Here is an 11,304-nt window from a genome sequence, read left to right as displayed (position 1 = left end):
AGGAATATGGACGAAACATTCTTCTCGACCTACGGATGGCCGGCGCTTGTCATGATCGGGCAGTCGCTGCTGCTGCTCGTTTGCCTCCTGGTCTTTATCGCTTTCATCCTGCTTGCCGACCGCAAGGTCTGGGCGGCTGTACAGCTGCGCCGCGGCCCGAACGTTGTCGGTCCCTTCGGTCTGTTCCAGTCGTTCGCCGACCTTCTGAAGTTCGTCTTCAAGGAGCCGATCATTCCGTCGGGCGCCAACAAGGGCGTCTTCCTGCTCGCCCCGCTCGTCGGTGTGACGCTGTCCCTGGCCACCTGGGCGGTGATCCCGTTCGATGAAAACTGGGTGATCGCCAACATCAATGTCGGTATCCTCTACATCTTCGCGATCTCGTCGCTCGAGGTCTACGGGGTGATCATGGCGGGCTGGGCATCGAACTCGAAATATCCCTTCCTCGGTGCGCTCCGCTCCGCCGCGCAGATGGTGTCCTACGAAGTCTCGATCGGCTTCGTCATCGTTACTGTGCTTCTCTGCGTCGGTTCGCTGAACCTGACCGATATCGTCTTCGCGCAGAAGGACGGCCTCGGGACGATGATGGGCTTGCCGAACTCGTTCCTCGACTGGCACTGGCTGTCGCTGTTCCCGATGTTCGTGATCTTCTTCATCTCGGGCCTCGCTGAAACCAACCGTCCGCCATTCGACCTTCCGGAAGCGGAATCGGAACTGGTTGCCGGTTACATGGTGGAGTACTCCTCCGCTCCGTACATGATGCTGATGCTCGGTGAATACGCGGCGATCCTTATGATCTGCTCGCTGACGACCATCCTCTTCCTTGGTGGCTGGCTGCCGCCGTTCGATATCTGGATCCTGAATTGGGTGCCGGGCATCGTCTGGTTCATGTTGAAGGTCGTGATGATCTTCTTCTGCTTCGCCATGGTAAAGGCAATCGTGCCGCGCTACCGCTACGACCAGCTGATGCGGCTGGGCTGGAAGGTCTTCCTTCCGATCTCGCTTGCCATGGTCGTCATTACCGCATTCGTGCTCAAGCTGATGGGATGGGCCTGATATGACCCGTTCCATGCTGAGCCTCATTGGAGAATAACGATGGCAAGTCTTACGCAAGCCGTCAGCTCGCTCTTCCTGAAGGAGTTCGTCGCCGCCTTCATCCTCGCGATGCGCTACTTCTTCAAGCAGAAGGCAACCGTGAACTATCCGTTCGAGAAGGGCCCGGTTTCTCCGCGCTTCCGCGGCGAGCATGCGCTGCGCCGTTACCCGAACGGGGAGGAGCGCTGCATTGCCTGCAAGCTGTGCGAAGCGATCTGTCCCGCCCAGGCGATCACCATCGAAGCCGGCCCGCGCCGCAACGACGGTACCCGCCGCACGGTGCGCTACGATATCGATATGGTGAAGTGCATCTATTGCGGCTTCTGCCAGGAAGCCTGCCCGGTCGACGCGATCGTGGAAGGCCCCAATTTCGAGTTCTCGACCGAGACGCGCGAAGAGCTTTACTACGACAAGGAGCGGCTGCTCGAGAACGGCGACCGCTGGGAGCGCGAAATCGCTCGGAACATGGCGCAGGATGCGCCTTACCGCTGACGCGGTATATCTGCCCGGTCTTGCGAGCGGGCAGAGCGAGTTGGACATGACATTTCCCGGTGCATTGAGCCGCCGGGCTAACGGGAAACGCCTTTGCGATTTCCCGATGAGGACGAAAAGGCACCACGATGGGTCTGCAGGCTATCTTCTTTTATCTGTTCGCGTTCGTCGCGGTGGCGTCGGCCTTTATGGTCATTTCGGCCAGGAACCCGGTTCATTCCGTACTGTTCCTGATCCTGACCTTCTTTAACGCGGCAGGCCTCTTCCTCCTGACGGGTGCCGAGTTCCTGGCAATGATACTGCTCGTCGTCTATATCGGCGCGGTTGCGGTGCTCTTCCTCTTCGTGGTCATGATGCTCGACATCGACTTCGCCGAATTGAAGGCGGGTGTGTTGCAATACGCGCCGATCGGCATCCTGATCGGCCTGATCCTTGCCGCCGAACTCGTCATTGTCGTCGGCGGCAGTGTTCTCACGCCGCAAGCGGCGCAGGCGATCACCATGCCTATTCCGAACCCGGCCGAGCGCACCAATACGGCTGCACTCGGCGATGTGCTCTATACGAACTACGTCTATTTCTTCCAGATCGCCGGCCTGGTGCTGCTCGTCGCGATGATCGGTGCGATCGTCCTGACACTGCGTCACCGCACACACATCAAGCGCCAGGATGTCTCCCGGCAGGTTGCACGCACGCCCGAGACCGCTGTCGAAGTGGTCAAGGTCAAGTCGGGCCAGGGCATCTGAGGTAGGCGAAAGGAATTCGAAAATGGAAATCGGTCTCTCACATTACCTGACGGTAAGCGCCATCCTCTTCATGCTCGGCGTGTTCGGCATCTTCCTGAACCGCAAGAACGTCATCATCATCCTGATGTCGATCGAGCTGATGCTTCTGTCGGTCAACCTCAACATGGTGGCCTTCTCGTCGTTCCTGAACGACATCGTCGGACAGGTCTTCGCGTTGTTCATTCTGACCGTTGCAGCTGCTGAAGCCGCGATCGGTCTCGCAATTCTCGTCGTCTTCTACCGCAACCGCGGATCGATCGCCGTCGAAGACGTCAACATGATGAAGGGCTGATCGGGTCATGATCTACAAGGCAATTGTCTTCCTTCCCCTGATCGGCTTCCTGATCGCCGGCCTTTTTGGCCGTTCGATTGGCGCCAAGGCGTCCGAATATGTCACCAGCGGTCTGATGATCGTCGCGGCCGTTCTGTCGTGGATCGTCTTCTTCAACGTCGCGATGGCGCATGGCGACGGCCATGAGGTGATCAAGGTCGACGTACTGCGCTGGATCCAGTCCGGCGGCATCGACATCGAGTGGGCCTTCCGCATCGATACGCTGACGGCGGTGATGTTTGTCGTCGTCAACACCGTCTCGACGCTCGTGCACGTCTATTCCATCGGCTACATGCATCACGACCCGCATCGGCCGCGCTTCTTCGCCTACCTGTCGCTCTTCACCTTCGCCATGCTGATGCTGGTGACGGCAGACAACCTGGCCCAGATGTTCTTTGGCTGGGAAGGCGTGGGCCTGGCGTCCTACCTGCTGATCGGCTTCTGGTACAAGAAGCCGTCCGCATCGGCCGCCGCCATGAAGGCGTTCATCGTCAACCGCGTGGGCGACTTCGGCTTCCTGCTCGGCATTGCCGGCATCTTCATGCTCTTCGGTTCGATCAACTTCGAAACGATCTTCGCGACCGCTGCCACCTACCTTCCCGCGGAAGGTGCGGCAGAGAGCGCTGAGGTCATCGGCAACATCTTCGGAATGGAATTGACGCGGGCCGGCGCTCTGACGGTTATCTGCCTGCTCTTGTTCATGGGTGCCATGGGCAAGTCGGCGCAGTTCCTGCTGCACACCTGGCTTCCGGACGCCATGGAAGGCCCGACCCCCGTGTCGGCGCTCATCCATGCCGCAACCATGGTCACCGCCGGTGTCTTCCTTGTCGCTCGCATGTCGCCGCTGTTCGAACTATCGCCGGATGCGATGCTGTTCGTCACCATCATCGGCGCGATCACTGCCTTCTTCGCGGCAACCGTCGGCCTGGTCCAGAACGACATCAAGCGCGTCATCGCCTATTCGACCTGCTCGCAGCTCGGCTACATGTTCGTGGCGCTCGGGCTGGGGGCCTATGGCGCTGCCATCTTCCACCTGTTCACGCACGCGTTCTTCAAGGCGCTGCTGTTCCTTGGTGCCGGCTCGGTAATCCACGCCGTCGATGGCGAACAGGACATGCGCTACATGGGTGGCCTGCGGAAGCACATTCCTTGGACTTTCTGGATGATGACGATCGGCACGCTTGCGCTGACCGGCGTCGGCATTCCCGGCACAACGATCGGTTTCGCCGGCTTCTTCTCGAAGGACTTCATCATCGAGTCGGCCTACGCGTCGCATTCGGCAGCCGCAGGCTTCGCCTTCACGCTGCTGGTCATCGCGGCCCTGTTCACGAGCTTCTACTCGTGGCGCCTTGCTTTCATGACCTTCTTCGGAAAGCCACGCGCTTCGGCCGACGTCATGCATCACGTGCATGAATCACCGCAAGTCATGCTGGTGCCGCTCATTTTGCTGGCCATCGGCGCCATCTTTGCGGGCTTCGTCTTCCACGACTACTTCTTCGGACATCACTATGTGGAGTTCTGGAAGGGTGCGTTGTTCACGCTGCCCGAGAACCAGATTCTCGAGGAGTTCCACCACGTGCCGCTGTGGGTCAAGTGGAGCCCGTTCTTCGCGATGGCGCTCGGCTTCGTCACGGCCTGGTACATGTACATCAAGTCGCCCTCGACGCCGCGTCGTCTCGCTGAATCGCAGAAGGTCCTCTACGAGTTCCTGCTCAACAAGTGGTACTTCGACGAACTCTACGACTTCCTGTTCGTGCGCTCGGCAAAGGCACTTGGCCGGTTCCTGTGGAAGAAGGGCGACATCGGCGTCATTGATGCCTACGGTCCGAACGGTGTCGCGGCCCGCGTCGTCGACGTGACCCGCAGCGTCGTTCGCCTGCAGTCCGGCTATCTTTATCACTATGCGTTCGCGATGCTGATCGGCATCGCCGCCCTCGTCACCTGGATGATGCTCGGGAGCTCTATGTAATGACCGACTGGCCAATTCTCTCGACGGTCACCTTCCTGCCGCTCGTCGGTGTGCTGCTTCTGCTGCTCACCCGTGAGGACAGCGCCTTTGGGCGTCGCAACATCCTCAACGTGTCGCTGCTGACGACGGTGTTCACCTTCGTCGTCTCGCTCTTCATCTGGATCGGCTTCGACAATTCGAACCCGGGCTTCCAGATGGTCGAGAAGCATGCGTGGCTCGGCACGGGTATTTCCTATCACCTGGGCGTCGACGGCATTTCCATGCTGTTCGTCATCCTGACGACCTTCCTGATGCCCTTCTGCGTGCTTGCCAGCTGGCACTCCGTGCAGAAGCGCCTCAAGGAATACATGATCGCCTTCCTTCTGCTGGAAGTGGTCATGGTCGGCGTGTTCGTGGCGCTCGATATCGTCCTCTTCTACGTCTTCTTCGAAGCGACCCTGATCCCGATGTTCGTGATCATCGGTGTCTGGGGCGGGAAGGATCGTGTCTACGCGTCCTACAAGTTCTTCCTCTACACGCTTGCAGGTTCGGTGCTGATGATGCTCGCCATCATGGCCATGTATTGGCAGGCCGGCACGACGGACATCACGGAGCTCCTGAAGTACAACTTCCCGGGTGGCATCCAGACGTGGTTGTGGCTCGCGTGCTTTGCTGCCTTCTCGGTCAAGATGCCGATGTGGCCGGTCCACACGTGGCTTCCGGATGCGCACGTTCAGGCTCCGACGGCAGGTTCCGTCATCCTGGCCGGCGTCATGCTGAAGCTCGGCGGCTACGGTTTCATCCGTATCTCGCTGGCGATGTTCCCGCTCGCTTCTGACTATTTCGCCCCGTTCGTCTTCACACTGTCCGTACTTGCCATCATCTATACCTCGCTGGTCGCGTTAATGCAGGACGACATCAAGAAGCTGATCGCCTATTCGTCGGTTGCCCACATGGGTTACGTCACCATGGGCATCTTTGCGGCCAACGTGCAGGGCGTGCAGGGCGCGATTTTCCAGATGCTGTCGCACGGCATCGTCTCCGGCGCGCTCTTCCTCTGCGTCGGCGTCATCTACGACCGCCTGCATACCCGAGAAATCTCGGCCTATGGCGGACTGGTCAACAACATGCCGAAATACGCGGTCGCGTTCATGATCTTTACCATGGCGAACGTCGGTCTGCCGGGCACTTCAGGCTTCGTCGGTGAATTCCTGACGATCATCGGCGTCTTCCAGGTCAATACCTGGGTGGCCCTGTTCGCAGCGACCGGCGTCATCCTCTCGGCCTGCTATGCGCTCTGGCTTTATCGCCGGGTCGTCTTCGGCGCGCTCGAAAAGGAAAGCCTCAAGGGTCTTCTCGACCTTTCCGGCCGCGAAAAGCTGATCCTTTATCCGCTGATCGCGCTGACCATCTTCTACGGCATCTATCCGGCCCCGATTTTCGATGCGACGGCGGCTTCGGTAGACCTGCTTGTGAACAACTACGCCGCGGCCCTGCAGGCAGCGCAAGACCTTGCACAGACAGTGCACTGAGACGGGACATAATTGGACATGAGCTCTGAACTCCTCCTCGCAAGCCTGCAGCTATCCATGCCGGAAATCATTCTGGCCGTGGGCGCTCTCGCTCTTCTGATGATCGGGGTCTTCTCCGGCGATCGGTCCGCTCCGACTGTCACCGGCCTTGCGGTGGCGTTGATCATCGCGGCGGGTCTTTGGCTGGTCCTGGTGCCGGGCAATGGCGAGGCCTACGGCGGCGCGTTCCTGCTCGATCCGTTCGCACGGTTCATGAAGGTCGTAGCGCTGATCGGTTCGGTCACGGCGATGATCATGACGGTGGGTCACGCGCGCTCCGAGCAGCTCGATCGTTTCGAGTTCCCGGTCCTTCTGGTCCTCGCGACGCTCGGCATGATGCTGCTGATCTCCGCCAACGACCTGCTGGCGCTCTATCTCGGCCTCGAGCTGATGTCGCTCGCCCTCTACGTCGTGGCCGCCATCAACCGTGACAGCCTTCGTTCCACGGAATCTGGCCTGAAGTATTTCGTTCTTGGCTCGCTCTCCTCCGGCATGCTGCTCTACGGCATGTCTCTGGTCTACGGCTTTACCGGCAATACCGGTTTCGACGAGATCGCTGCGGTGCTGTCGGCGGAAACCCGCTCGCTCGGCCTGGTCTTCGGCCTCGTCTTCATCCTGGCCGGCGTCTGCTTCAAGATCTCGGCAGTGCCGTTCCACATGTGGACGCCGGACGTCTATGAAGGCGCGCCGACCCCTGTGACCGCGTTTTTCGCGGCCGGCCCGAAGGTTGCCGCCATGGCGATCCTCGTACGCGTGGTGTCGGAAGCCTTCCTGCCGCTCTTTGCCGATTGGCAGCAGATCATCGTATTCGTGTCCATCGCGTCGATGGTCCTCGGCTCGTTTGCTGCGATCGGCCAGCGCAACATCAAGCGCCTGATGGCCTATTCCTCGATCGGCCACATGGGCTTCGCGCTGGTCGGCCTCGCTTCGGGCACGGAGACGGGTGTATCCGGCGTCATCCTCTACATGACCATCTACATGGTCATGACATTGGGCACCTTTGCCTGCATCATGGCGATGCGCCGCAAGGACGGCGAGAATGTCGAGAACGTCGATGATCTCGCAGGCCTCGCCTCCACCAAGCCGTTCATGGCGGTCGTGCTGACGGCGCTGATGTTCTCCATGGCAGGCATCCCGCCGCTCGCGGGCTTCTTCGCGAAGTACTTCGTCTTCGTCGCGGCCATCGAGGCGAAGCTCTACGCGCTCGCCATAATCGGCGTGCTGGCGTCGGTTGTCGGCGCCTACTACTACCTGCGCATCGTCAAGCTGATGTGGTTCGATGAGGCTACCGGCGAGTTTGCCCGTATCTCCGGCGAGCTGCGATTGGTCTTCGGCCTGTCGGGCCTGTTCGTGACAGCCTATGTTCTGTTCGGTGGTCCGATCGGCACGGCGGCGAATGCCGCAGCCAAGTCCTTCTTCTGAGAATGGCAGGCAAAGGGGAACGCTTCTCGCTGGAGGCGTTCCGCCATGAGGCATTGCAGGATGTCGGCTCGACCAACACCGAATGCCTCGTTCGTGCCCGCGCGGGCGATTCGGGTAACCTCTGGATAACGGCGATCCGGCAGACCAGCGGTCGCGGCAGACGCGGCCGCGCCTGGACGTCCGAACCCGGCAATCTCTATGCATCACTGCTGTTGATCGATCCCGCGCCCATGCAACGGCTGGCATCTCTGCCGTTGGCGGTCGCGGTTGCGGTGCAGGCGGCCATAGGCGCCGTTTTGCCGGCCGGTTCGGAACGGCTCGAAGTGAAGTGGCCGAACGATATCCTCATAGGACGCAGGAAGTCCTGCGGTATCCTGCTCGAGGGCGAAGGGCTGTCCGATGGGCGGCACGCTCTTGCGATTGGCATCGGGATCAATATCCGGCATAAGCCCGAAGCGGCTGCATACGGCGTCACCCGATTGGAGGACCACGGCTGCTTTATTTCACCGGATGAGCTTTTCGCCCATCTTTTTAAAGAGATGGCCTCGGTTCTGAAAATATGGGATGAGGGCAGGGGTGTGGCTGAAGTCAGCCGGCGTTGGCTCGATGTTGCTTGCGGTGTCGGCGAGGAGATCACCGTAAATCTTCCGGACCGTTCTCTCACTGGACGGTTCGATGGCATTGACGAGCAGGGATTGCTCAAACTCGATATCGGCGCGGGACAGGTTTTGTCGATCGCTGCCGGTGATGTATTCTTCGGACGAACGGAATAAGGATATTATGGCCAATCAGGAAGAACTGGTGTTTTTGCCGCTCGGCGGTGTCGGCGAGATCGGCATGAACTTGGCGCTCTATGGATATGGACCGCCCGGAAAGCGCCAGTGGATCATGGTCGATTGCGGTGTGACCTTTGCCGGCCCCGAACTGCCCGGCGTCGATCTCATCTTGCCGGACATCCGGTTCCTGGCTGCCGAACGCAACAACCTCAAGGGCATCATCATCACCCATGCCCATGAGGACCATTACGGTGCCCTCAACGATCTTTGGCCTGGGCTGAACGTCCCGGTCTATGCTTCGCCGTTTACCGCCGGCATGCTGGAAGCCAAGCGCAACTACGAAGGCGGGCGGGCCGATATTCCCGTGACGATCTTCAAGCAAGGCGACCGCATCAATGTCGGTCCGTTCGAGATCGAGGCGGTGGGCGTCAACCATTCCATCCCGGAACCGATGTCTCTCGTCATCCGCACACCGCTCGGCAATGTCGTCCATACGGGTGACTGGAAGATCGACGACGCGCCGTCGCTAGGCCCGCTGACGGATGAGCAACGCTTCCGTGCGGTTGGCGACGAGGGCGTGCTCGCACTGATGTGCGACAGCACCAACGCGATGCGCGACGGCGTCTCGCCCTCCGAGGAACAGGTCTCCGAAGGGCTGCAGAAGATCATCGAGAGCGCCGAGGGCAGGGTGGCGATTACCACCTTTTCGTCGAATGTCGGACGCATCCGCTCGATCGCGCAGGCGGCCCATGCGGCCGGCCGCGAGGTTCTGCTGCTTGGAAGCTCGATGAAGCGCGTGGTCAATGTGGCTCGCGACATCGGCCTGATGGAAGGCATTCAGCCGTTCATCGCCGAGGACGAGTATGGCTATATTCCGCGGAACAAGGTCGTTGTGATCCTGACCGGCAGCCAGGGTGAGCCGCGTGCGGCTCTTGCGAAGATCTCGCGTGACGAGATGCGTCATGTCGCGCTGGCGGCGGGCGATACCGTTGTCTTTTCCTCGCGTACGATCCCTGGAAACGAGAAAGCCATTCTGGAAATCAAGAATGGCCTGATCGACCAGGGCATCCATATCGTGACCGATAGCGAGGCGCTGGTCCACGTTTCGGGCCACCCGCGTCGGAACGAACTCCTCAGGATGTATGAATGGACGCGGCCCAAGATCCTCGTGCCTGTTCATGGTGAGGCCGCGCATCTGACTGCGCAGGCCGAACTTGGCGCGCAGGCCGGTATCCCGACCGTTCCTCGGGTTCGCAACGGCGGCATGCTTCGGCTCGCGCCGGGAGCTGTCGAAGTCATCGATCAGGTGCCGCATGGGCGCATCTTCAAGGACGGCAAGCTGCTCGGCGATCTGGATGAGATGGGCATCGGTGATCGCCGCAAGCTCTCCTATGTTGGCCACGTCTCGGTCAACGTGCTGCTCGACAGTCGCTATGATTTTCAGGGCGATCCGGATCTCGTCGCTTTCGGCTTGCCGGAATTCGACGAGGAAGGCGAGGATATGGAGGATACTCTTTACGACGCCGTATTGGGCGCCGTCGAAAGTATCCCGCGGGTCCGGCGCAAGGATCTGGAAATGCTGCGCGAAGCAATCCGGCGCGCGGTGCGATCGACCGCCAACGAAGCATGGGGCAAAAAGCCCGTCGTAACGGTCTTCGTGAACAAGGTCTAAGAGGGCGCATCTGATTGCCCCTCTTAGGTCTGCCGTCCGTCTCTCCCCGTTGAAACGGGGAGAGACGGCAACGTTGCTGAGGCGGGTGAGGGACTAAAATCTCGCCACCAAGGTGGCCTGATGGAGGAACAAGCATGCTCGGACGCGTCAACCACATCGCCATCGCCGTGCCGGACCTTGAACAGGCGACGACCACGTATCGCGATGTTCTCGGCGCTCGCGTGTCTCAGGCGCAGGCGCTGCCAGAACATGGCGTGACGGTGGTCTTTGTTGAACTCGACAATACCAAGGTCGAACTTCTGGAGCCGCTTGGGGCAGAATCCCCGATCGCGGCCTTCCTGGAGAAAAACCCTTCCGGCGGCATGCACCACATCTGCTACGAGGTCGAAGATATCGTCGATGCCCGCGACCGCTTGAAAGCGAGTGGTCTTCGGGTTCTTGGAGACGGTAATCCGAAGATCGGTGCACACGGAAAGCCGGTGCTTTTCCTTCATCCCAAGGATTTGAACGGCACGCTCGTCGAACTCGAGCAGGTGTGACACTCCGACCGAACTTCAGCGTTTGAGGTCAGGCCGGCTTATGGCTATAAGCGCGGCAGAGTCCGCAGGAAGTCCCAATGTCGTTTCTATCGATCTTTGCCGTCTATTTCATCATCTGGTGGCTCACGCTGTTCGCTGTCCTGCCTCTCGGCATGCGTTCCCAGGCGGACGATGGCGATGTGACGCTGGGTACCGTGGCAAGCGCACCGGCAAAGTTCCGCGGGCTGCGGGTCGTGCTTCTGACGACGGCCATTTCGGCAGTCATCTACGGGATGTGGTTCGTGGCTTCGAACTACCTTGGCTTCGGCCTCGGCAGCCTTCCGAGGTTCGTACCGGACTTCCAGTGATGCGTGCCCAGTGATGCGTGCGATGTGAAGAGAACAAAAAAAAACAAGGCCGTGAGGCCTTGTCTTTAATTTTCGCGTGATCCTTAACCGTTGCCGGGGCTGCGACGAGCGCGCCTTAGATCTGATCCTCCCAAGACTTGACCGCGAAGTAGCAAGGATGCGTGCTCCTTGCCTCTTTTATGGGCTGAAGCTAGCTTAAAGATTGGGCCTTGTCACCTGCTTTTTTGCATATTTGCTACAGTCCAACGATATTTTGAAAAAGACAAAAGTGTCGCATTTTTGTAACGGTTCCGGCTCGCCCCCCGATCGTTTCCGTGGTGCTCGTAGCCGTT

At 59.8% G+C, this 11,304-nt stretch carries 11 protein-coding genes; all 11 read left to right on the top strand.

The features are described from left to right. Positions 1 to 6: 6 nt before the first annotated feature. Positions 7 to 1,053, top strand: a complete 1,047-nt coding sequence (gene nuoH / locus LH464_RS04800) for an NADH-quinone oxidoreductase subunit NuoH (protein ID WP_226785231.1) — start codon at positions 7 to 9, stop codon at positions 1,051 to 1,053. Between the two features lie 39 nt (positions 1,054 to 1,092). After that, positions 1,093 to 1,584, top strand: coding sequence for an NADH-quinone oxidoreductase subunit NuoI (gene nuoI, locus LH464_RS04795; protein WP_226785230.1), 492 nt, complete (start codon positions 1,093 to 1,095; stop codon positions 1,582 to 1,584). A gap of 128 nt (positions 1,585 to 1,712) precedes the next feature. Then, a complete protein-coding gene (locus tag LH464_RS04790; protein ID WP_226785229.1) occupies positions 1,713 to 2,327 on the top strand; it encodes an NADH-quinone oxidoreductase subunit J in 615 nt (204 codons plus the stop codon). Between the two features lie 22 nt (positions 2,328 to 2,349). Beyond that, a complete protein-coding gene (gene nuoK / locus LH464_RS04785) occupies positions 2,350 to 2,658 on the top strand; it encodes an NADH-quinone oxidoreductase subunit NuoK (RefSeq protein ID WP_226785228.1) in 309 nt (102 codons plus the stop codon). A gap of 7 nt (positions 2,659 to 2,665) precedes the next feature. Further along, entirely contained in the window at positions 2,666 to 4,666 is a 2,001-nt protein-coding gene (gene nuoL / locus LH464_RS04780; protein WP_226785227.1) for an NADH-quinone oxidoreductase subunit L, read from the top strand. Further along, a complete protein-coding gene (locus LH464_RS04775; protein ID WP_226785226.1) occupies positions 4,666 to 6,177 on the top strand; it encodes an NADH-quinone oxidoreductase subunit M in 1,512 nt (503 codons plus the stop codon). The genes nuoL and LH464_RS04775 overlap by 1 nt, the downstream gene beginning before the upstream one ends. 18 nt (positions 6,178 to 6,195) lie before the next feature. Next, entirely contained in the window at positions 6,196 to 7,638 is a 1,443-nt protein-coding gene (gene nuoN / locus LH464_RS04770; protein ID WP_226785225.1) for an NADH-quinone oxidoreductase subunit NuoN, read from the top strand. Between the two features lie 2 nt (positions 7,639 to 7,640). Beyond that, entirely contained in the window at positions 7,641 to 8,411 is a 771-nt protein-coding gene (locus tag LH464_RS04765) for a biotin--[acetyl-CoA-carboxylase] ligase (RefSeq protein ID WP_226785224.1), read from the top strand. Between the two features lie 7 nt (positions 8,412 to 8,418). Then, a complete protein-coding gene (locus LH464_RS04760; protein ID WP_226785223.1) occupies positions 8,419 to 10,086 on the top strand; it encodes a ribonuclease J in 1,668 nt (555 codons plus the stop codon). Positions 10,087 to 10,220: 134 nt separating this feature from the next. Beyond that, positions 10,221 to 10,625 carry a methylmalonyl-CoA epimerase gene (mce, locus tag LH464_RS04755; protein WP_226785222.1) on the top strand — a complete coding sequence of 135 codons (405 nt, stop codon included), beginning with the start codon at positions 10,221 to 10,223 and terminating at the stop codon, positions 10,623 to 10,625. Positions 10,626 to 10,702: 77 nt separating this feature from the next. Further along, positions 10,703 to 10,972 carry a DUF1467 family protein gene (locus tag LH464_RS04750; protein WP_226785221.1) on the top strand — a complete coding sequence of 90 codons (270 nt, stop codon included), beginning with the start codon at positions 10,703 to 10,705 and terminating at the stop codon, positions 10,970 to 10,972. Positions 10,973 to 11,304 lie beyond the last annotated feature (332 nt).

The organism is Pseudorhizobium xiangyangii (genome assembly GCF_020531965.1).
Classification (GTDB): Bacteria; Pseudomonadota; Alphaproteobacteria; order Rhizobiales; family Rhizobiaceae; genus Neorhizobium; species Neorhizobium xiangyangii.
Note: the sequence above shows the minus strand (reverse complement) of the source record. Positions and strands in the feature narration are given on the sequence as shown.